This window comes from Streptococcus infantis (assembly GCF_047460405.1).
GTDB lineage: Bacteria > Bacillota > Bacilli > Lactobacillales > Streptococcaceae > Streptococcus > Streptococcus infantis_Q.
Map to the genome: position 1 here is coordinate 61,002 of NZ_JASHGH010000004.1, position 22,259 is coordinate 83,260.

Below are 22,259 nucleotides of genomic sequence, written 5' to 3' on the forward strand. Positions count from 1 at the left end.
CAAAAATGTAAGATTACAGACCTCTTTTGTAAGGTTATGTTATGGCAAGTCCTCTTTATTTGGAGTAAACTTATAGCATAAAGATAAAGGAGCAAAACCATGAAAAATATTTTACAAAAGAAACATACAAGTAAACCAAGTCCAAAAGAGATCGAGCGAGTTCAAATCGGCATCGAAATGATGCAAGCTCAGTTTCAATTAATGGGATATTAAAAAGGAGAAGTTAAAATGACACTACTAGATGTAAAACACGTTCAAAAGATTTATAAAACTCGCTTTCAAGGCAACCAAGTAGAAGCCCTGAAAGATATTCACTTTACCGTTGAAAAAGGCGACTACGTCGCTATCATGGGTGAGTCTGGATCTGGTAAATCGACCCTACTCAATATTCTTGCTATGCTTGACAAGCCAACGCGTGGCCAGGTCTTCCTAAATGGAACTGACACAGCTACCATTAAAAATTCTGAAGCATCAAGCTTCCGTCGTGAAAAGTTAGGCTTTGTCTTCCAAGACTTCAATTTGTTAGATACGCTTTCTGTTAAAGACAATATCTTACTCCCTTTGGTATTGTCTAGAAAGCCTATTACAGAAATGATGAAAAAATTGGTCGTGACGGCCGAAAATCTTGGCATCAATCAATTGCAGGAGAAGTACCCTTATGAAATCTCTGGAGGGCAAAAACAACGGGTTGCAGTTGCACGGGCTATCATCACAGAACCAGAAATTCTTCTTGCGGACGAGCCAACAGGTGCCCTAGACTCTAAATCATCTGCAGCCCTCCTTGATATCTTTGATCAGATCAACGAGCAAGGGCAAACTATTCTCATGGTGACCCACTCAACAGCTGCGGCCAGCCGTGCAAAACGTGTTCTTTTCATCAAGGACGGTATTCTCTATAATCAAATCTACCGTGGTGAAAAGACGGATCGTCAGATGTTCCAAGAAATCTCTGATACCTTGACTGTTATGGCAAGTGAGGTGAACTAGTATGTTTCGATTAACCAATAAGTTGGCCATATCCAACTTAATTAAAAACCGCAAACTCTATTATCCGTTTGCTTTGTCTGTCATTTTGGCAGTCACAATTAGCTATCTCTTTTACTCCCTAGCCTTTAATCCTAAAATTGTGGATTTACGTGGTGCATCTGCTATACAATTTACCCTACAACTAGGGCTTGTCGTTGTGACACTTGCATCTGCCATTATCGTTCTTTATGCCAACAGTTTTGTCATGAAAAATCGCTCAAAAGAACTGGGTGTATATGGCATGTTGGGACTAGAAAAGCGACATTTAATTGGTATGACCTTTAAAGAACTCTTGATATTTGGGCTAGTAACAGTCACTGCCGGGATTGGAATTGGTGCCCTCTTTGATAATCTGATTTTCGCTTTACTGCTTAAACTTGCAAAGATGAAGGTAGAGTTAGTTGCAACTTTCCAATGGTCCGTAGTGCTTTCAATCCTTCTGGTATTCGGTTTTATCTTTTTAGTCATCGTTTTCCTGAACGCTGTACGCATTATCCGTATGGATGCTCTCCAGCTTTCTAGAGAAAAAGCGAAGGGTGAGAAGAAGGGGCGTTTCCTAGTCCTTCAAACTTTACTAGGGCTAATTGCACTAGGTGGTGGGTACTACTTAGCACTAAGCGTAACAGATGCTTTCAAAGCTGTCGCTACTTTCTTTATTGCGGTTATGTTAGTTATTGTAGGGACCTATCTCTTATTCAATGCTGGTATTACAGTTTTCTTACAGTTGCTCAAGAAAAACAAGAGATATTACTACCAACCCAACAACCTCATCTCTGTTTCTAACCTTATCTTCCGTATGAAGAAAAATGCTGTCGGATTAGCAACCATTGCCATCCTTTCAACCATGGTTTTGGTTACTATGTCTGCAGCTACTAGTATCTACAACGGATCTGAGAATATGAAAAAACTCATGTATCCTCACGATTTTGATGTTAAGGGACAACATGTAGAAGTTGAGGATTTAGACAAGCTTTTGACTCAATACGCTAGCGAAAAGAACCTAACCGTCAGCAATAAGGACGTCCTCAATTATGCAAGTTTCGGTCTTTCGAGTCAAGAGGGGACCAAATTAACCATCTTTGAAAAAGGGCAAAACAATGTCATGCCTAAGACAGTCTTCCTGGTTTTTGATCAAAAAGATTATGAAAAAATGACTGGACAAAAGCTAAACCTTACTGGTAACGAAGTAGGACTTTGGGCTCGAAACGACCAACTTAAAGGACAGAAAGCATTAAGTCTGAACAATCAGGACTATACGATCAAGGAAGCAATCCAGCAGGATTTTATTGCCAATCATGTTTCTAATCCCTATGTACTATTGGTATCGGATTATAACTATCTTGTAGTAGCTGATATTCAAAGTTTTTTGGAACAGTACCAGGATTCAGCTGTATACACACAGCTCTACGGTGGTATGGATGTAACAGCTAGTCTAGAGGAACAGTTAAAGCTATCTGATGATTTTGAGGAGTTTGTAAATAATTTTAGTCATAATCTCAAAAATGAAGACGGCATGGTTTATGGTGGAGGCACTGCAAGTGACGCAATTGCCCAAATGAATGCTCTCTTTGGAGGAGTTCTCTTTATTGGTATTTTCCTCTCTATCATCTTTATGATTGGAACTGTACTCGTTATCTACTATAAACAAATCTCAGAAGGTTATGAGGATCGTGAACGCTTTGTCATCCTACAAAAAGTGGGCTTGGATCAAAAACAAATCAAACAAACCATTAACAAGCAGGTCTTGACTGTTTTCTTCCTCCCTGTAATCTTTGCTTTCCTACACTTGGCTTTTGCCTATCATATGTTAAGTTTGATTCTTAAGGTCATTGGGGTAGTAGATACAGCTATGATGTTAAGTGTAACACTTTCTATTTGTGGTATCTTTGCCCTCATCTACGTACTTATCTTTATGATTACTTCAAGAAGCTATCGTAGAATTGTTCAAATGTAAAAACAGAAACATCAAAAAAGAGAGTGGGACAGAAATCGTTAATTCGGTAGAATTCGATTTCGTCGTCCCACCTCCGCACAGTTGAGTAGGGCTGTAAAAGCTGATGAAATCAGCGTAGTAGAGCCCACTCAACCACTGCGTCTTGCTCGACAATCCAAAGACAATTGAGAGGCTAGGACTTTTGTCCCAGCCTCTTTTCTAGAGCTGGGATTTTGTACAGGTTTTATCTCTTATTTCTCAACACGTGATTTGTTGGCGATATCAGCTAGGATTGCTGCTACAAACTCATCATCTTTTAAACATTAAAACGGTATCTACTTTCAGAGGAGATATCGTTTTTTTTCTTCGGATAAGGATACAAAAATTTCTTCCTTTCTCTATCTTTTAAATTAATTGATTTCTTCAGAGAAAGACTGTAAAATTTTTGATATAATGTTAAGAAGGGACTGATTCAAGACAGTCATATCTGGTCTTTCTTCCAGTCATTTTTCAAACAATATCAGTTGATAATCAGCTTAAATCAGATCTATCAGTTTGTCTATCTTTCTCTGATGGAGATCATGTCCTATCTTCACTTTGATTATTGGAAAAAAACGGCTCGGTCAGGAGCTAGTATGAATAAGGAGAACAAATGAAACGTTTAAAAATGTTATGGCATATTATGCAGGTTACGGGTTTTACTCGGTTTGCTCTGAGTTTTGTGACCTTTGTTTTTGGGTCAGGAGGCGTGCTTTTCCTAGTTGAACCTGCTATCACAAATTACGGAGACGGTCTTTGGTATGCTTTTGTGACTTCGACGACTGTCGGCTACGGGGATCTCCTAGCTGTGACCTTGATTGGAAGGATTACCAGTGTCTTCTTGACGATTTATGGGCTCATATTTTTTGGCTGTTTATCAGCTGTTATTTTTAATTATTATACCAATTTAAATAAGGAAAGAGGAGAGGACAAATGACTGCCAATTATTCAACACGGGAATACCGTGAGAAATTATACGATGACCTTCATGTTCGATTGAGAGATACAGCGATTTTGATGTGTGCAATTTTTATTGCCTCTATCGGACTAAATATGAATTCAACAGCTGTCATTATAGGAGCCATGTTGATTTCACCTCTCATGACACCGATTGTTGGACTGGGATTCGGTTTAGCTATTTTTGATACGCGTTTAATCAAGCAATCTCTAGAGGTTTTATTGACTCAAGTGTTGGTCAGTTTGCTTGTCTCGACTCTGTATTTCTGGATTTCTCCCTTGTCTTATGCAAGTAGCGAGTTGATTGCACGAACCTCTCCAACCATTTGGGATGTCCTCATTGCTATTGCTGGTGGGATAGCAGGTGTAATTGGTTCAAGGAAAAAAGAAGCAAACAATATCGTGCCAGGAGTAGCCATTGCTACAGCTCTGATGCCGCCTATCTGTACTGCTGGCTATGGTTTAGCTAATGGGAATGTACGATTTTTATTGGGGGCTCTCTATCTTTTCTTGATCAACTGTGTCTTTATCATGCTAGCCAACATTGTTGGAACAAGAATTTTGATGAGAAAATCTCCTTTAACTTCATTTAAAGAGCTGAGCATTAAAATGAGAATTGGCTTGATTTCTTTGATTGTATTGTTGATTCTTCCAGCTAGCTATTCGGCAGTTACTCTGACAATAGAACAAGCGCGCAAAGAAGGGATCAAACAGTTTGTAGGAAAAGAGTTCGCCAATCATACGGTCATTAATCAAGTCTACAAGTCAAGTAGCAATGAATTAGTCTTGACAGTTGTTGGAGATCCGATTTCAGAAGAAGAATTAGAAACCATTCGCCAAAAACAAGCCTCTTACGGTATTCAATCTGTTCAATTGAAAGTCAAGCAATTCAACAATTCGACAAAATTAGATAGTGAGACGATAAAGGAATTTTACGAAAACATTGACAAGTATATCGATCAAAAACTCTCTGAAAAAGATTCACAAGATGACATCGTAAAAGAAATTGAGGCAGACAAGGACTGAGGATAGTCAACTTATCTAACTCGAGGAAGCAAATCTTGGGAGGATATCCTATATCCAAAAGTTAGTGGATAGAAAGGATCGTTGATGAGGATACATTTGTGGAAGTTTGACCAATCACTAATAGCTCAGGCTACATAAAAAAGCAACAACGTTTTCAGTTGTTGCTTTTTTATGTAGCTGGAATTTTTATCCCAGGTTTTATCGTTTATTTTTCAACTCGTGATTTGTTGGCGATATCAGCAAGAATCAATTCTACAAATGCATCTACTGGCATGGTTTCTGTTTCTTTTTGACCATAGCGGCGAACGTTTACGGCTTGCTCTTCCATTTCCTTATCACCAACGATTAATTGGTAAGGAATTTTTTGAGTTTGTGATGCACGGATCTTGAACTGCATTTTTTCATTGCGCTCATCCACATCGGCACGAACACCACGGTCACGGAGTTTCTTAGCTACTTCCCAAGCGTAGTCCACGTGTTTTTCGTTAGAAACTGGGATAAGAGTTACTTGGTGAGGGGCAAGCCATGTTGGGAAGGCACCCTTGTAGTTTTCAATCAAGATAGCTGTGAAGCGTTCCATAGTTGAGATAACACCACGGTGAATCATAACTGGACGGTGTTCTTCACCATCAGCTCCGATGTATTTAAGGTCGAAGCGTTCTGGAAGCAAGAAGTCAAGCTGGATGGTAGAAAGAGTTTCTTCTTTACCAAGGGCAGTCTTAACTTGGATATCCAATTTTGGTCCGTAGAAGGCAGCTTCACCTTCTGCTTCAAAGTAGTCCACGCCCATCTCGTCAAGGGCTGCACGAAGCATAGTTTGAGCATTTTCCCACATCTCATCGTTATCAAAGTACTTGTGAGTATCATGAGGGTCACGAAGAGAGAGGCGGAAGCGGTATTCGTTTAGGTTGAAGTCCCCATATACATCAATAATCAACTGAAGGGCACGTTGGAATTCTTCTTGGATTTGTTCTGGAGTCACAAAGAGGTGACCGTCGTTAAGAGACATTTCACGTACACGTTGGAGACCAGTCAAAGCACCAGATTTCTCATAGCGGTGCTGCATCCCAATTTCAGCGATACGGATTGGTAATTCACGGTATGAGTGAACATGGTGTTTAAAAACTTGGATGTGGTGTGGGCAGTTCATTGGACGAAGGACGAATTCTTCACCATCTCCCATATCCATAGTTGGGAACATATCTTCTTGGTAATGATCCCAGTGACCAGAAGTTTTGTAAAGTTCAACAGAAGCAAGCGGTGGAGTGTAAACGTGTTGGTAGCCAGAAGCCAACTCTTTGTCGACAATGTAACGTTCCAATTCACGACGGATAGTGGCACCATTTGGCAACCAGAATGGAAGACCTTGACCAACTTCTTGAGAAATCATGAAGAGATCCAATTCTTTACCAAGTTTACGGTGGTCACGTTCCTTAGCTTCTTCACGCATTTGAAGGTAGTTCTTCAAGTCTTTCTTGTCAAACCAAGCTGTACCGTAGATACGTTGCATCATAGCATTGTCGCTATTACCACGCCAGTAAGCACCAGCTACATTAAGAAGGTGGAAGATTTGGATGCGACCTGTTGATGGGACGTGTGGGCCACGGCAAAGGTCTACATATTCACCTTGACGGTAGATAGTCAAACCGCCCTCATCTTCTGAGTGTTCTTCGATCAATTCCAATTTGTAAGGATCGTTTTTGAAGATTTCACGCGCTTCATCCTTGGTCACTTCCTCACGGATTGATGGGAAGTTTTCTTTAACGATTTTTTGCATTTCTTCTTCGATGCGAGGAAGATCTTCGTTAGAGATTTGACCCGCTTGGTTGTCTGTATCGTAGTAGAAACCATCTTCGATAGCTGGACCAACACCCAAGTGAATATCTGGGAAGAGGCGACGAGCTGCTTGAGCGAACAAGTGAGCTGCTGAGTGACGCAAGATTGGAAGCGCATCTTCGTGATCAGGTGTCACGATTTCGATGCTTCCGTCTTCAGTGATAGCACGAGTTGTGTCAATGAGTTTGCCGTTAAATTTACCAGCAAGAGCCTTTTTAGCTAGGGAATTGCTGATGGATTGGGCAATTTCAAAAGTTGTTACGCCAGATTCGAATTCACGAACAGCGCCATCAGGGAAAGTAATTTTAATCATGGTTTTCTCCTTATATTATTAGTTATCAATTATTTTTATAGCAGAAGTGTTTCCCTATTTTTACAGACTTAAATCAAGAAAAACAAAAAGCGACATCCTCGAAAGGACGTCGCAACGTGGTTCCACCTTCATTTATGTACAACAAAAAATGTTGACACCTCTGATCGGCTCTAACGTGGCCACCGTTTTATGTTTGCATAAAAGTCAGTAGAGTAGTATCAGTTTAGGCTTCCTATGCGTTCTCAGCAACCACGCACTCTCTGGTAGAAAGTTTCTAAGTGACTTGTCTCTATGCATTATTATAGCATGATTGTGAGATTTTTCAAGGTTTTTGTGAAAGTTTTTTCCTTTTCAGTTTTTGCACTAGATTCTTAATAGCGGCACCGATAGCCATACCTGCGAGGGCAAAGATTTCATAGGCTAGGAAGTAGAGAAGGATAAATTCTCCGAAAGTAATGATGGTAAAGCAAAAGAGCAAGCCAACTCCAATTAACCACCAAACTGAGAACTTGAAACGATAAGAGTAGAATAGTGATACTATGAAAGTCACCAGTGGAGAGAAGATAATAACGTTGCCGATGGTGAGTTCCTTCAAGATATAGTTTTCAGTAATAGTCCGTAATAACAGCTCATAAAGTGGCCAATAAAAGAAAAATATGACCAGATAGTAGGGGAGATATTGCGAGAATTTGCGCATGGTAATCACCTCTCTTTTCAAAATGTCTACTTAGATATCTTTCCTATAACTATTATAGCACATTTGCGGTAAGAATAGTAAATCAGTTGACAAAGAACTTAGTTCTTGGTAGAATAAGAAATGTCGTAAAGACAAATAACTTCTTCTTGGTTACAGGCATGCCAACCTGTCACTCGGATGAAGCCAAATAAAAAGGAGAAACATCATGGCAATCTCAAAAGAGAAAAAAAATGAAATCATTGCACAATATGCACGTCACGAAGGTGATACAGGTTCAGTAGAGGTTCAAGTTGCTGTCCTTACATGGGAAATCAACCACCTTAACGAACACATCAAACAACACAAAAAAGACCACGCTACTTACCGTGGATTGATGAAGAAAATCGGTCGCCGTCGTAACTTGCTTGCATACTTGCGTAAAAACGACGTTAACCGTTACCGTGAGTTGATCAACTCTCTAGGACTTCGTCGCTAATCTTGCGTCTAAAACGTTTCTATACTTCGTTGGCTTCGCCTCGATGTACCATCAGTACAATCTTCGGCTTGCCGCCTAGTCTACAAACGTTTTATCCAGCAAGAATCAAGCTCTCTGACTTCAGAGGGCTTTTTATTTTTGTCACCTTACCTCGATATACTCAAGTATGTTCTTCGGTTACGGTTCCTAGCACTGTAAGGTAAAATAAACCAGAATGATCTCCCTTCGGGGAGATTTTTTGTTTCACTAACATTTTTGTACAATCTTCGGCTTGCCGTCTAGTCTATAAACGTTTTATCCAGTAAGAATCATGATGCTAAGGGAGTTAAAAATCCGTATGAAAATAGGGAAAGGACACAGTGTTCGATGAACACAAGGAGTTTCATCTTTTTCACTAGGATTTTAGCTTGAGCTCAATCAGCTGTCTAGTTTTAACAGTCTTTTTAGCTGTATCTTTCTAGCCTTGTTCCTGCCTTGGAAATGTGGTATACTATTCATGAAAATTGTCTAAATTTTTAATTTTTGTTAAAGGAGGGTTTCATGCTTTCCAAATCTTCTGGAAGCCATCAAAACCTGCGATATATTTTTCTCCTATCGCTGTTGCTCGGAACTTTGGGAGTTTCTCTATTTTTGGCTGTTTCTATGGGTTCAGTTCAAATTAGCTTGAGTGATACTTATCGGATTATTTTGAGTAAGATGGGGGCCCCTCTGGATATAGGAGAACTTTCGAAGTCTACACTTGCTATTGTTTGGAATATGAGATTACCACGGGTTTTTCTTGGATTGATTGTGGGTGCAGGTCTTTCCATGTGTGGCAGTGTGATGCAGTCCACAGTCAATAATCCAATCGCAGAGCCCTATGTGTTAGGAATTTCAGCTGGGGCAACCTTTGGAGCAACTTTGAGTATTATTCTTGGATTTAAAGTTTTGATTGGTCTAGGTTCTTTCCTTGGAGCGCTTGTGGCAACAGTTGCAGTCCTTCTGATTGCTTCCATTCAAGGCAGGATGACAACTTCCAGCCTGATTTTATCAGGAACGGTCGTGAATGCACTATTTTTGGCTTTTTCAAACTTTATTATTTCAATTGGCGCTAATGCTGATAGTGTCATGACCATCAAGTTTTGGACCATGGGTTCTTTAGCGGGGACTTCCTGGGCTCACTTAACCTTGCCAACTATAATCGTGGGAATTGCTTTTTTATTTTTCTCTACCCAATATCGTGTTTTTAATGCCATGATGATGGGTGATGAGGCGGCTTTGACCTTAGGGATTCCCCTACGTTTTTACTGGTATCTCTATGTGACGATTGTGGCTATAATGACAGCAATCTTGGTATCGACCTGTGGGATTATTGGTTTTGTTGGTCTCATCACACCTCATTTGGCACGAAGCTTGGTGGGGACAAATTACAGAAGACTTTTTCCGATAGCTATTTTGCTCGGCGCACTTTTTGTTGTTTGGGCAGATGTCCTTGCTCGTGTCTTGATTCAAAATGCTGAGCTGCCGATTGGGATTTTTACAGCTCTAGTAGGTGCCCCTTTCTTTATCTACATGGTTGGAAGTAGACGAGGGGAGGTGAAGGTCTGATATGGACTTAATGTGCCAGGATATTCACTTTGGAATCGGAGAGAAAAAAATTCTCAAAGGAGTGTCGCTCAAACTGGAGGGCAAGCAATTTCATACCATTTTGGGACCCAATGGAAGTGGGAAGACTAGCTTGCTGAAACTCCTCTATCGACAGGAAAAGCCTGATCAAGGCTTGATTTCTCTAGATGGAAAACCCTTGGAACAAATGAGCGTCAAGGAAACGGCAAAGCAGATGGCAGTCGTCACGCAGTTTAATCAGTTACAATTTGATTGTAGGGTTGAGGAAATTGTCATGCTGGGCAGAACACCCCATCTCTCTTTCTTACAAAAGGAAAAAGAAAAAGACTTTGCCTTGGTTGAGGATGCTCTGGTCAAGGTAGATATGTTCGAAAAGAGAAAACGACTCTACTCTTCTCTGTCAGGAGGAGAGAAGCAGCGGGTTTTGTTGGCACGCGCCTTGGCCCAAGAACCGACTCTCCTGCTCTTAGACGAACCGACCAATCATTTGGATATCAAGTACCAGCTAGACTTGTTAACCATTGTCAAACATCTCAATATCAATGTACTAGCAGTATTACACGATATTCAGCTAGCTTGTCGCTATTCAGACTATCTCTATCTAATGAAAGAAGGAGAGATTGTTTACCAAGGGACTCCAAAAGAGACCATCACACCAGAGTCTTTGCAGGCTGTCTATGGTGTCCAAAGTAGGGTTACTTGGACAGAAGATCAGCAAGCCATGATTCACTATTTATAAAAAATGAAAAGGAAAATAAAAACATGAAAAAAACACTTAGTCTTTTACTTGTAACAGTAGCTACCTTATCTTTGGCAGCTTGTGGTAACGCATCTAAAGAAACAGCAACGGCACCGGCTACAACAGAAGTCAGTCAAAAAGCTAATACAGAAACCAGCTATCCTGTAACTATCAAAACTTATGATGCTAAAGGAAACGAAGTCGAACAAGTATTTGAAAAGGCACCTGAAAAGGTCATCACCAACAACCTCTCAACAACTGAAATCCTACTTGAACTCGGTTTGCAAGATAAAATTGCTGGCATGCTCAATCCTGATAATGCTGTAACTGGTAAATACAAGGATGCTATTGAAGCCATCCCTCACATTGGTGATAAAAAATCTGTCTCACAAGAAACAGTTCTTTCTTATGAACCAGATGCCTTGATGGGACGCAACATGATGTTTTCTGAAAAGTCAATGGGAACCATTAGTGCTTGGAATGAAAACAAAATCCCTGTTTATACGCAAAAAGCTTCACTTTCAACTATCCAACAAGATTTAGGAAATATCGTAGAAGATGTGAAGAATCTTGGTACCATTTTCAATGTCCAAGACAAGGCGAATCAATACGCAGAACAATTACAAGCGAAAATCGATGCGGTTAAAAAAGCTAACCCAGAAACACAGGGTGAAAAGAAAAAGGCTTTGATTATGGTGGCCTACAATGATGAAACTTTTGGTGCCTACAAGTCAGCCCTTCAGGAAAGCTTGCTTAACCAACTTGGTTATACCAATGTCGCAACAGGAACTTCTGGCTTGACCTTGGAAAATCTAGTATCAATGGATCCTGAGTTGATTATCTATGTAACTAGTGACCGCAATCAAAAATTAGATGAAAAAGCAGTGGATTTGATGAAGGCAAATGCTGTTTTGGAAAATGTACCAGCAATCAAGAATCAAAAAATCATGACCATCTCTTACGATGAGTTGATGGACTACGGTCCAGCAGTGATTGATTCACTTGAAAAAATCAATGACTTTATCAAGAAATAAGGAGTTTAACTGGGAAGGGATTCGAGTTAGGGTCAGCCTTCCTTCAAACTATGACTCTAAACAAACCTACCCAGTTGTGTTCTTGAATGATGGGGAACTAGATTATTTGTCAGACCTGTCCCAATTTGTGATCTTAGTAGGTTTGATTCCAGAAAATCGTCTGGATGACTTTACGCCTTGGAAAGCAAGTGCGTTGAAAGAAGGGGCCCTAGATTTTGGTGGGAAGGGAGACGACTATCATCAGAAGCTCTTTCAAGGAATTCTAACAGCTCTAAAAAAAGACTACTTGATAGATGAAAGTAGGATTGCTTATGGTGGCTATTCACTGGGCGGTCTTGCTGCTGTTTATAGTCTCTATAGTAATCATCTTCCTGCGACCTGTATCTTTTCTATCTGTGGTTCTTTCTGGTATCCAGAATTTATAGACTTTTGTAGGGAAGATACTTTGATGCAGAGCCAAAGCCTGATTTATCTGCAAAATGGTCAGACAGAAGGTGCCAATCATTCCAACCGTCTGTCTAAGGCTCCTATTTTTGCAAGGGATCTACATAATTTAATTTCAGAAGCAGTTCCCTCAACTTATTCCACTTTTGATACTTACGGGCATCATGAAGCTCTCGACCAACGCTATCAACATTTTTGTGATTGGCTAACGAAAGAGTGGAAGCTTACGTAAAAATCTAGTACTCTTTGTTCATGATGGACAGAGAGTATTTTCCTTATCTTTAATCGGGTATGTTTTGAAATTTCCGTGGGTTTATCTAAACCGAAAGTTTAACTGAAATGCATCAAAATGTGGTATAATGAGTAGATAGATAGAATCGAGGATATTATGTCATTTACGAAATTTAAGTTTAAAAAATATATAGAAGAAGCCTTGGAGGAGTTGAAGTTTACCACTCCAACAGAGGTGCAAGATAAGTTAATTCCTATTGTCCTGGCAGGTCGTGACTTGGTTGGTGAATCAAAAACAGGTTCAGGGAAAACTCATACCTTCTTGCTTCCAATTTTCCAACAGTTGGATGAAGAGAGCGATAGCGTGCAGGCAGTTATCACAGCTCCGAGTCGTGAGTTAGCAACACAGATTTATCAAGCTGCTCGTCAAATTGCAGGCCACTCGGATGTAGAAGTACGTGTCGTTAACTATGTTGGGGGTACAGACAAGGCGCGTCAGATTGAAAAACTTGCCAGCAATCAGCCCCATATCGTCATCGGAACACCAGGTCGTATCTATGATTTGGTAAAATCAGGCGATTTGGCTATCCACAAGGCTAAGACCTTTGTAGTCGATGAAGCTGATATGACCTTGGATATGGGATTCCTAGAGACGGTTGATAAGATTGCAGGAAGTCTTCCGAAAGACTTACAGTTTATGGTCTTTTCAGCGACTATCCCACAAAAACTGCAACCATTCTTGAAAAAATACTTGTCTAATCCAGTTATGGAAAAAATCAAGACCAAAACAGTTATTTCTGACACGATTGACAACTGGTTGATTTCGACCAAGGGTCGTGATAAGAATGCCCAGATTTATGAATTGACTCAAGTCATGCAGCCTTATCTAGCCATGATTTTTGTCAATACAAAAACTCGTGCGGATGAATTGCATACCTACCTAACAGCCCAAGGCTTGAAGGTGGCTAAGATTCATGGGGATATTGCTCCTCGTGAACGCAAACGCATCATGAATCAAGTCAAAAATCTTGATTTTGAGTATATTGTAGCAACTGACCTAGCTGCGCGTGGGATTGATATTGAGGGTGTCAGCCACGTTATCAATGATGCCATTCCACAAGACTTGTCTTTCTTTGTTCACCGTGTCGGACGAACTGGACGTAATGGTTTACCAGGAACAGCCATTACACTTTACCAGCCTAGTGATGACTCAGATATTCGTGAGTTGGAAAAACTAGGAATCAAGTTTACTCCTAAGATGGTTAAAGACGGAGAGTTCCAAGATACTTATGACCGTGACCGCCGTGCTAATCGTGAGAAGAAACAGGAAAAACTGGACATCGAAATGATTGGCTTGGTTAAAAAGAAAAAGAAAAAAGTCAAACCAGGTTATAAGAAAAAAATCCAGTGGGCCGTCGATGAAAAACGCCGTAAAACCAAGCGAGCAGAAGGTCGTGCTCGCGGACGTGCAGAGCGAAAAGCCAAACGCCAGACATTTTAAAAATGAAACAGTAGGACCAAGTCGGTTTTACTGTTTTTTTGAGCAATTAAGATTAGTTTTGTGAGATTGTGTCCGATAATGCTTCCTACTTGTAGTTCAGGCTTGTTCGATAATAGCAGAGTAGTGAGAAGAATGGTATAAAGAACAATTAAGAAAGTACCTAAATTGTTAAAAGTTCTTAAGGGCAGAAGAAGATTAAGATTTTTAGTTGTTAAAATGTTGTCAAAGTAAAATAAAAAGCCTTAGAAATATTGATTTCTAGGCTTTTTTAAGTTTGTTAACTTTACTCCCACTCAACAGTTGCAGGTGGTTTACTTGTAATATCGTAGACGATACGGTTAACGTGGTCAACTTCGTTTACGATACGAACTGAGATTTTTTGGAGAACTTCCCATGGAATCTTAGCGAAGTCAGCTGTCATTCCATCGATAGAAGTGATAGCGCGGATAGCGATAGTGTAGTCATAAGTACGACCATCTCCCATAACACCTACGGAACGAACGCCAGTGTTAACAGTGAAGTATTGCCAGATATCGCGGTCAAGACCAGCTTTAGCGATTTCTTCACGAAGGATAGCGTCTGATTCGCGGACTGTTTCAAGTTTTTCTTCAGTGATTTCACCCATGACACGGATAGCAAGACCTGGACCTGGGAATGGTTGGCGCCACACGATGTGGTCTGGCATACCAAGTTCAGTACCAAGGGCACGAACCTCATCCTTGTAAAGAGTGTTGAGTGGTTCGATGAGTTCAAACTGCATGTCTTCTGGAAGTCCACCAACGTTGTGGTGAGATTTAATAGTTTGAGCAGTATCAGTACCTGACTCGATAACGTCTGTGTAAAGAGTTCCTTGCGCAAGGAATTTCACATCTTTTAGCTTGCTTGCTTCATCATCAAAGACATATACAAACTCGTTACCGATAATCTTACGTTTTTGTTCAGGATCAGATACACCAGCAAGTTTATCCAAGAAACGTTTAGCAGCATCTGCTTTGACAATGTTCAAACCAAACTTACCACCAAGCATATCCATAACTTGGTCAGCTTCTCCTTTACGAAGAAGACCGTGGTCTACAAAGATACAGATCAATTGATCTCCGATTGCTTTTTGGAGAAGAACCCCAACAACAGAAGAGTCAACACCACCAGAAAGTCCGAGGAGAACACGTTTGTCTCCAACTTTTTCACGGATTTGTTTGATTTGCATCTCGATGAAGTTATCCATAGTCCAATCGCCTTTGGCACCACAGATATTCAAAGCAAAGTTACGAAGGATATCATATCCATGAACTGAGTGGCGAACTTCTGGGTGGAATTGGATACCGTAGATTTTCTTATCTGGATTTTCAATAGATGCGTATGGACAGTCAGCTGATGTACCAGTACGAACGAAATCCGCAGGAATTTCTGTTACAGCATCTCCGTGGCTCATCAAGACAAGTTGCTCATCTGGAGTACCAGCAAAAAGAGCAGACTCAGTGTGAGTAAGAGTGGATTGTCCATACTCACGGTTACCAGCATCACCTGCAGGAACAACCTTACCACCAAGCTTGTGAGTCAATAGCTGCATACCGTAGCAGATTCCTAAAATTGGAATTCCAAGTTCAAAAATCTCTGGATCAATATCAAATGATCCTTCTTCGTAAACAGAGTTTGGACCACCTGAAAGTACAATCCCGATAGGATTGATCGCGCGGACTTCGTCAGCCGAAATCTTGTGACTTTTTAGTTCTGAAAAGACACCAATCTCACGGATACGACGTGAGATAAGTTGGTTATACTGGCTACCATAGTCCAGTACGATGATCTTTTCGACATCTTGCAAATCAGTTGAAATGTTGGTCATCTTTTCCCTTTCTTAAAAGAAATATCTTCTTGAATATTCTATCATAAATGCCCCAGAATTACCAACCAAACAAGTGCAGTTTGACTTTTCCCCATGAGATAGGGTACAATGGAAAAAATAAAGAAAAGAAGTGAGCAAGCATGTTACCAGCTTATATGAAAATTCACGACCAAATCAAAAAAGGTATTGATGAGGGAAATTGGAAAATTGGGGAGAGACTCCCAAGCGAGAGAGACTTAGCTGAGGAATTTGAGGTTAGCCGTATGACCCTGCGTCAAGCCATCTCCCTTTTGGTCGAGGAAGGAGTTTTGGAGCGTCGTGTGGGTAGCGGGACCTTTGTTTCTAGTACTCGTGTTCAGGAAAAAATGCGTGGAACGACCAGTTTTACGGAAATTGTGAAGGCTCAGGGGAAAACACCATCGAGTCATCTGATTTCCTATCGTCGGACTATTCCGAATGAGCAAGAAGTTGAAAAATTAGGGATCAAGGCCACTGAAAATATTATTCGGATGGAACGTGTTCGTTATGCAGATCAAGTTCCTGTAGTCTATGAGGTGGCTTCTATACCTGAGAAATTTATCAAAAATTTTAAGAAGGAAGAAGTAACCAAGCACTTCTTTCAAACCTTACAGAAACATGGTTATCGGATTGGTAAATCTCACCAGACTATTTATGCTCGCTTAGCCAAGGAAAAAATTGCTCATTATCTGGAAGTAGAAAAGGGGCATGCTATTTTAGGACTGACTCAGGTTTCTTACTTTGATGATGGTACGGCTTTTGAGTATGTAAAGAGCCAATACGTCGGAGAACGTTTTGAGTTTTATCTAGAAAATAATTAGTTTTTAAGAAATCTCTTGAAGTTGGAAATCCTATCCACTTTAAGAGTTTTTATTTGGTTAAGATTAGAAAACAGTTTCCAATTAAGAAAAATAGTAATCATACGAGTATTTTTCAAAGATTCGTGTTATAATAGTTAGGTTATATGGTCCCGATAAGGTGGTAGTGAAGGTCGTTTAACGATTCTCTACCAGTACTTTGTAACTCTATAACGAATATTTTTTAAGGGGGGACATTTTTATGTCAGAACGTAAATTATTCACGTCTGAATCTGTATCTGAGGGGCATCCAGATAAGATTGCAGACCAAATTTCAGATGCTATCTTGGATGCTATTTTAGAGCAAGATCCAGAAGCCCACGTTGCTGCTGAAACAGCTGTTTATACTGGTTCAGTTCATGTTTTTGGTGAAATTTCAACCAATGCCTATGTAGATATTAACCGTGTGGTACGTGATACGATTGCAGAGATTGGCTATACCAATACTGAGTATGGATTCTCAGCTGAAACAGTAGGAGTTCATCCATCATTGGTAGAGCAATCTCCAGATATCGCCCAAGGTGTTAATGAAGCCTTGGAAGTTCGTGGAAACGCAGATCAAGATCCACTTGATTTGATTGGAGCTGGAGACCAAGGTCTCATGTTTGGTTTTGCGGTTAATGAAACTGAAGAACTCATGCCACTTCCAATCTCACTCAGCCACAAGTTGGTTCGTCGTTTGGCAGAGCTTCGTAAGTCTGGTGAAATTAGCTATCTTCGACCAGATGCTAAATCTCAAGTTACTGTTGAGTATGATGAAAATGACCAGCCAGTACGCGTGGATACAGTTGTTATTTCAACTCAACACGATCCAGAAGTTAGCAATGAACAAATTCATGAAGATGTGATTAACAAGGTTATCAAAGAAGTGATTCCAGCTTCTTATCTTGACGACGAAACTAAATTCTTCATCAATCCAACCGGTCGTTTCGTTATCGGAGGACCTCAAGGAGACTCAGGTTTGACTGGTCGTAAGATTATCGTGGATACTTATGGTGGTTACTCACGCCACGGTGGTGGTGCCTTCTCTGGTAAGGATGCGACTAAGGTTGACCGTTCAGCTTCTTATGCAGCTCGCTACATTGCAAAAAACATCGTTGCTTCAGGTCTGGCTAAGAAAGCAGAAGTTCAATTGGCTTATGCCATTGGTGTAGCCCAACCTGTATCTGTTCGTATCGATACCTTCGGTACTGGAACAGTAGCTGAAAGCAAGCTTGAAAAAGCAGCGCGTCAAATCTTTGACCTTCGTCCAGCAGGAATCATCCAAATGCTTGATCTCAAACGCCCAATCTACCGTCAAACAGCGGCTTATGGACACATGGGACGTACAGATATTGACCTTCCATGGGAACGCTTGGATAAGGTTGATGCCTTGAAAGAAGCAGTTAAATAAAGTAAAAAGGAGTTGATTTAAACTCCTTTTTTACTTTATTTATTGATAGTCTTTAAAAAAGCCCAGTTTCCAATAGACTTAGTCCCGTACTCTAACTCCATAAAATCTAGTAATACATAATCATTCTTTTTATAGAATGGAACATTTTTTTCTGTACTGGTAATGAGCCCTAAGCGCTTGCAGCCCTTGGATTTGACATAAGGTTCAACTGCGTCTCTAAGAAAAGCACTGCCCACTCCTTGTCCTTTAACGTATGGATTGACCGCAAGGAGCATCAAATACCAGTCAAAGCTATTTGATTTTTTCAAATGTTCTTCGGAACGGTCTACTAAATCAAGATACTTCAAAAAATTTCGAGGGCTAATGTAGCGAAACAGTTTTATGACACCATTTAGCAAGTAAGATAGGATAGAAAAATCATTTTGTTGTAATAAGGCGACAGCTAGGATTTCTCCGTCTTGTTCAGCTACTAAACAGGTCTCTTCTTTGATATAGAGGCGAGTAAGGAGACTTTCTAATAGTTCTAAAAAAGCAGGATAGTTTTCAGGTTTCTTGAGATCATCTATGATTAGAGTTAAAAATGGATAATCAAAGAAGCTATCGGCTACAACTTTTCCAATTTTTTGGTATTCGTCTAGCCTTGCCTTTCTGTATTCTATTTTCTTCATTGATGAGCTCCTTTTTAATGTTAGTAAATTATAATAGTAGAATTAATTATTTTGATGATCAAGTACCGAGTTTTTACAAAAATAGTACCAAATTTAGTCAGTTGAAGGATTGTTAGAAAACTCTTTCTGTAACACTGAATCTGATTCTAGATTATCGGATTAGACAAACAAAGAACACTCTAAAAAGTTAGAATTTTTAGAGTGTAGTCCAAATATTGCCAAGTTTTATTTTGTAGGGATTGAGATTTCAATCAATTTTTCAGAGTAGAGGGTCTTGATATTAGCTTCATCGATATTTTGCTTGTTGATTTTGCGATTCAAGAAAAATTCTTGTATTTTTTCCATTTCTTGTTCACGGATAGCACGATGTTTATTGGAAATGAGGATTTCATAATGAAGCGGTGCCTGAGTAAAGATAACATCAGTGTTGCCTGCAGAGTAGACTTCTACGAGTGTAGCGTCGGTACTCTCCAGTTGGCTTTTAACAAGGTTTGAGTGAGAATTAGTAGTGTTGATGAGCTTCATAGGCTTTCCTCCTGTGTTTCTATGTCTATTATAGCACTTTTTGGAAAAATTGGAAAAGTTAATTTAAACTTGATGCTGTTTTTTCCAAGCTTTAATTGCCCATTTATGACTGCCACGTTTTAAGTTTGAAATAGCTTCATCAATTGGGAACCAAGCTAGGTGATTGAAGTCCTCCAAAGGTTTTTGGATTTCTTGATAAGAAGTAGCTTCGTAGAGATAGGCTGGATTGTAGTAGTAGGTATCGCGATGGCTGGAATAGAAATACTCATCTGCTTGTCCATAATAAGTACCAATCTCAGCTGTAAAACCTAATTCTTCAATCAGTTCTCGTTTTAAAGCTTCAAAATGATCTTCGCCTGCTTCAATCTCGCCACCAGGCAAGAACCATGCACCATTTGGAGCTTGAACGAGGATAATCTTTTCATGTGCTGAGTCAGGGATGACTGCATAAACACCATATCTAGTTTTGTAGGTTACACCCTCTTTTTTTTCTCCAAAGGTTGGATTTGTCATAAATTTCTCCTTTATGTGTGCGCTTTCTTTCTATCATATTAAAGAATGCTCTTACTGTCAAGTAAGAACATTCTTTTAGTATGTGGAATTAGTCATTTGAGTCAACTGTTTCCAATTTATTTTTTGATTTAATCATGATTTTACCATTGCTAGTCATGACAGCCTTGAGGTTTTTCTCGCTTGGATTTTCAAGGTAGTAGTCTGTAATCGCATCTTCGATATAATCTTGGATTGTACGACGGAGTGGACGAGCTCCCATTTTTGGATCATAACCAAGGTCTACAAGTTTCTCCTTAACCTTATCTGTTACATCTAAATGGATGTTATTACTTGAGAGTCGTTTATTGACATCATCTAACATGAGGTCAACGATTTGAAGGAGGTTTTCCTTGATGAGAGCCTTGAATTCGATAATACCATCAAAACGGTTCATGAATTCTGGGCTAAAGAAGTTGCCTAATTCTCCAAGAACAGAGTTAGTACGGCCTTCTCTAGCAGCACCAAATCCAACACTAGCTTCTGCCTTACCTGTACCTGCATTTGAGGTCATGATAATGATAGCGTCTTTAAAGCTAACGGTACGACCTTGCCCATCCGTTAAACGACCATCATCCAAGACTTGAAGGAACATATGCATAACATCTGGATGGGCTTTTTCAACTTCATCCAAGAGGATCAGTGAGTAGGGGTTACGACGAACTTTTTCAGTCAATTGACCTGCTTCATCATAGCCTACGTATCCTGGAGGGGCACCGACGAGTTTAGCCACACTGTGTTTTTCCATGTATTCACTCATATCAAAGCGAATCATGCTATCAGCAGAACCAAAGAGTTCGATGGCTAGCTGTTTTGAAAGTTCTGTTTTACCGACACCAGTAGGACCAACAAAGAGGAAGCTACCGATTGGACGGTTTGGAGTACCTAAACCAACACGGTTACGACGGATAGCCTTAGCAATCTTATCAACAGCATCATCTTGTCCAATAACATGAGCCTTGAGGTCATCTGCTAGGTTGATAAGTTGAGACTGCTCTTTTTCCTTAAGGTCACCAACTGGAATGTTGGTCTTTTGTTCGATGATGTGTTCGATTGTTTTTTCGCTGATGATTGGGGTATCCTGATCCGTTACCTTGGTCTTTTGCATTTCCTTATATTTGGCAATCTGGTCACGGAAGTAGGCTGCTTTTTCAAAATCTTCATCGCGGGTTGCTTGTGCCTTGAGATTTTCTGCTTCTATTAAGCGTTGGTCGATGACCTTAGGATCTACAAAATTCAAGGTTAAGTTCATTTTTGAACCAGCTTCATCTAGAAGGTCAATGGCCTTGTCTGGCAAGAAACGGTCTTGGATGTAGCGGTTAGAAAGGGTAGCGGCCGCTTCGATAGCCCCATCAGTATAGTGAACATGATGGTAATCTTCGTATTTCTTTTGAATACCTTTCAGGATAATAATGGTTTCTTCAACAGTTGGTTCATCAACCTTGACAGGTTGCATACGACGTTCAAGGGCAGCATCTTTTTCGATGATGCGATATTCATTGAGGGTAGTAGCGCCAACCAGTTGGAGTTCACCACGAGCAAGAGCTGGTTTTAGGATATTTCCTGCATCCATATTCCCTTCTCCTGCTGAACCAGCACCGACGATTTCGTGAATTTCGTCAATGAAGAGAATAACATCCTCGCGCTCACGAATTTCTTCCATGAGTTTTTGCATGCGTTCTTCAAACTGACCACGGATACCTGTACCTTGGACTAAACTAACAACATCTAGGCGAATAACTTCTTTGCCTTGAAGCTTATGGGGAACATCACCGTCAACAATTTTTTGAGCTAAGCCCTCGACAACGGCTGTCTTACCAACACCAGGTTCACCGATAAGAACAGGATTGTTTTTAGTTCTGCGGTTGAGGATTTCAATGACACGGATAATCTCTTCGTCACGACCAATTACAGGGTCAATATTTCCACGACGGGCAATCTCAGTGACATTGATACCATATTCATCCAAGAGTCCTTTTTCCTGGATTGGTGGTGGGGTTTGGGCAGGACCACGATTTTGGGCACCATAGCCACCATTTCCACCGTATCCACCCCCTGACTGAGTTGGGGGGATATTGTTGTTATTAGAAGAAGGTCTAAAGTTGTTGAGATCGTTAAAGAAGTCTCCAAAGGGATCAAAATCACGGTTGTTTAAATCTGTAATGCCCTTGAATAAGCTATTGTTAGGATCTGTTTTGATAATTTTGTAGCAATTTTGACAAAGGTCGATTTGCTTTTGTTGTCCATTGAGATTGGTATAAAGATGAATCGTTGAGTCATTGATTTTACAGTTTTGACAGAGCATACCGCCACCTCATTTCTTTCTTAGTCTTGACTAAATTTAAAAGGTCAAAAATAGTCAAACAAGTATATAATTTAATTATATCATGATTATTGGGCAATTCAAGTAAAAAGATTGGATACTAGCACTATAAAAAGTAGAGCGCTAATCTGGAGAATATTTTGATAGCAAGAAAAAAATCCTATTTGTCATACAAAAAGGATTCTCGTTAGTGAAAGGCGGTGGGACAGAAATCGATAGACAAA

The 22,259-nt window shown here is 40.1% G+C and carries 19 protein-coding genes and 1 pseudogene; 12 read left to right on the forward strand and 8 right to left on the reverse strand.

The window, feature by feature from the left end; translation table 11 throughout:
- Positions 1–228 precede the first annotated feature (228 nt).
- From QM928_RS02765 to QM928_RS02780, 4 genes are all read left to right on the forward strand, one after another.
- Positions 229–987 (forward strand): ABC transporter ATP-binding protein, encoded by a 759-nt coding sequence (locus tag QM928_RS02765; protein ID WP_006152604.1) that lies wholly within the window; start codon positions 229–231, stop codon positions 985–987.
- 1 nt (position 988) lies between these two features.
- Positions 989–2,980 carry an ABC transporter permease gene (locus QM928_RS02770; RefSeq protein ID WP_414294395.1) on the forward strand — a complete coding sequence of 664 codons (1,992 nt, stop codon included), beginning with the start codon at positions 989–991 and terminating at the stop codon, positions 2,978–2,980.
- Between the two features lie 631 nt (positions 2,981–3,611).
- The gene (locus tag QM928_RS02775) at positions 3,612–3,935 is read left to right on the forward strand and encodes a potassium channel family protein (RefSeq protein WP_000825751.1); all 324 of its coding nucleotides are present in this window, start codon (positions 3,612–3,614) and stop codon (positions 3,933–3,935) included.
- Positions 3,932–4,981 (forward strand): DUF389 domain-containing protein, encoded by a 1,050-nt coding sequence (locus QM928_RS02780; protein WP_414294394.1) that lies wholly within the window; start codon positions 3,932–3,934, stop codon positions 4,979–4,981. The genes QM928_RS02775 and QM928_RS02780 overlap by 4 nt, the downstream gene beginning before the upstream one ends.
- 205 nt (positions 4,982–5,186) lie before the next feature.
- On the opposite strand, the gene thrS is transcribed toward QM928_RS02780, so the two are convergent.
- The 3 genes and pseudogenes from thrS to QM928_RS02795 form a co-directional block, all read right to left on the reverse strand.
- On the reverse strand, positions 5,187–7,130 hold the full coding sequence (thrS, locus tag QM928_RS02785; RefSeq protein WP_414294393.1) for a threonine--tRNA ligase: 1,944 nt from the start codon (positions 7,128–7,130) through the stop codon (positions 5,187–5,189).
- A 73-nt stretch (positions 7,131–7,203) separates the two neighbouring features.
- Positions 7,204–7,331, reverse strand: a pseudogene (locus QM928_RS02790) (AAA family ATPase); the annotation flags it as partial.
- Positions 7,332–7,452: 121 nt separating this feature from the next.
- Positions 7,453–7,827 carry a hypothetical protein gene (locus QM928_RS02795; RefSeq protein WP_414294392.1) on the reverse strand — a complete coding sequence of 125 codons (375 nt, stop codon included), beginning with the start codon at positions 7,825–7,827 and terminating at the stop codon, positions 7,453–7,455.
- Positions 7,828–8,032: 205 nt separating this feature from the next.
- Between QM928_RS02795 and rpsO the strand changes: the two genes are divergently transcribed.
- From rpsO to QM928_RS02825, 6 genes are all read left to right on the forward strand, one after another.
- Entirely contained in the window at positions 8,033–8,302 is a 270-nt protein-coding gene (rpsO, locus tag QM928_RS02800; protein ID WP_001018251.1) for a 30S ribosomal protein S15, read from the forward strand.
- 540 nt (positions 8,303–8,842) lie between these two features.
- Positions 8,843–9,889: a FecCD family ABC transporter permease gene (locus QM928_RS02805; protein WP_414294391.1), complete on the forward strand. Its 1,047-nt coding sequence runs from the start codon at positions 8,843–8,845 to the stop codon at positions 9,887–9,889.
- Position 9,890: 1 nt separating this feature from the next.
- Positions 9,891–10,646 carry an ABC transporter ATP-binding protein gene (locus tag QM928_RS02810; RefSeq protein ID WP_414294390.1) on the forward strand — a complete coding sequence of 252 codons (756 nt, stop codon included), beginning with the start codon at positions 9,891–9,893 and terminating at the stop codon, positions 10,644–10,646.
- 23 nt (positions 10,647–10,669) lie between these two features.
- Complete coding sequence (locus QM928_RS02815; RefSeq protein WP_414294389.1) at positions 10,670–11,680, forward strand: ABC transporter substrate-binding protein; 1,011 nt, start codon at positions 10,670–10,672, stop codon at positions 11,678–11,680.
- Positions 11,661–12,356 carry an alpha/beta hydrolase-fold protein gene (locus QM928_RS02820; protein WP_414294388.1) on the forward strand — a complete coding sequence of 232 codons (696 nt, stop codon included), beginning with the start codon at positions 11,661–11,663 and terminating at the stop codon, positions 12,354–12,356. Before QM928_RS02815 ends, QM928_RS02820 begins: the two co-directional genes overlap by 20 nt.
- Before the next feature lie 156 nt (positions 12,357–12,512).
- Positions 12,513–13,856 carry a DEAD/DEAH box helicase gene (locus tag QM928_RS02825; RefSeq protein WP_414294387.1) on the forward strand — a complete coding sequence of 448 codons (1,344 nt, stop codon included), beginning with the start codon at positions 12,513–12,515 and terminating at the stop codon, positions 13,854–13,856.
- Between the two features lie 283 nt (positions 13,857–14,139).
- On the opposite strand, the gene guaA is transcribed toward QM928_RS02825, so the two are convergent.
- The gene (gene guaA, locus QM928_RS02830; RefSeq protein ID WP_075231226.1) at positions 14,140–15,702 is read right to left on the reverse strand and encodes a glutamine-hydrolyzing GMP synthase; all 1,563 of its coding nucleotides are present in this window, start codon (positions 15,700–15,702) and stop codon (positions 14,140–14,142) included.
- Between the two features lie 140 nt (positions 15,703–15,842).
- On the opposite strand from guaA, the gene QM928_RS02835 reads away from it, so the two are divergent.
- Positions 15,843–16,541, forward strand: coding sequence for a GntR family transcriptional regulator (locus QM928_RS02835; RefSeq protein WP_045762883.1), 699 nt, complete (start codon positions 15,843–15,845; stop codon positions 16,539–16,541).
- A gap of 238 nt (positions 16,542–16,779) precedes the next feature.
- Positions 16,780–17,970, forward strand: a complete 1,191-nt coding sequence (metK, locus tag QM928_RS02840) for a methionine adenosyltransferase (protein WP_414294386.1) — start codon at positions 16,780–16,782, stop codon at positions 17,968–17,970.
- A gap of 35 nt (positions 17,971–18,005) precedes the next feature.
- Here the strand turns inward: metK and QM928_RS02845 are convergent, their stop codons facing one another.
- The 4 genes from QM928_RS02845 to QM928_RS02860 form a co-directional block, all read right to left on the reverse strand.
- Positions 18,006–18,638 carry a GNAT family N-acetyltransferase gene (locus tag QM928_RS02845; protein WP_414294385.1) on the reverse strand — a complete coding sequence of 211 codons (633 nt, stop codon included), beginning with the start codon at positions 18,636–18,638 and terminating at the stop codon, positions 18,006–18,008.
- A gap of 225 nt (positions 18,639–18,863) precedes the next feature.
- Complete coding sequence (locus QM928_RS02850; protein ID WP_414294384.1) at positions 18,864–19,163, reverse strand: DUF1827 family protein; 300 nt, start codon at positions 19,161–19,163, stop codon at positions 18,864–18,866.
- A gap of 63 nt (positions 19,164–19,226) precedes the next feature.
- Complete coding sequence (locus QM928_RS02855; protein WP_414294383.1) at positions 19,227–19,676, reverse strand: NUDIX hydrolase; 450 nt, start codon at positions 19,674–19,676, stop codon at positions 19,227–19,229.
- Between the two features lie 88 nt (positions 19,677–19,764).
- Positions 19,765–22,017 (reverse strand): AAA family ATPase, encoded by a 2,253-nt coding sequence (locus tag QM928_RS02860; protein WP_414294382.1) that lies wholly within the window; start codon positions 22,015–22,017, stop codon positions 19,765–19,767.
- Positions 22,018–22,259 lie beyond the last annotated feature (242 nt).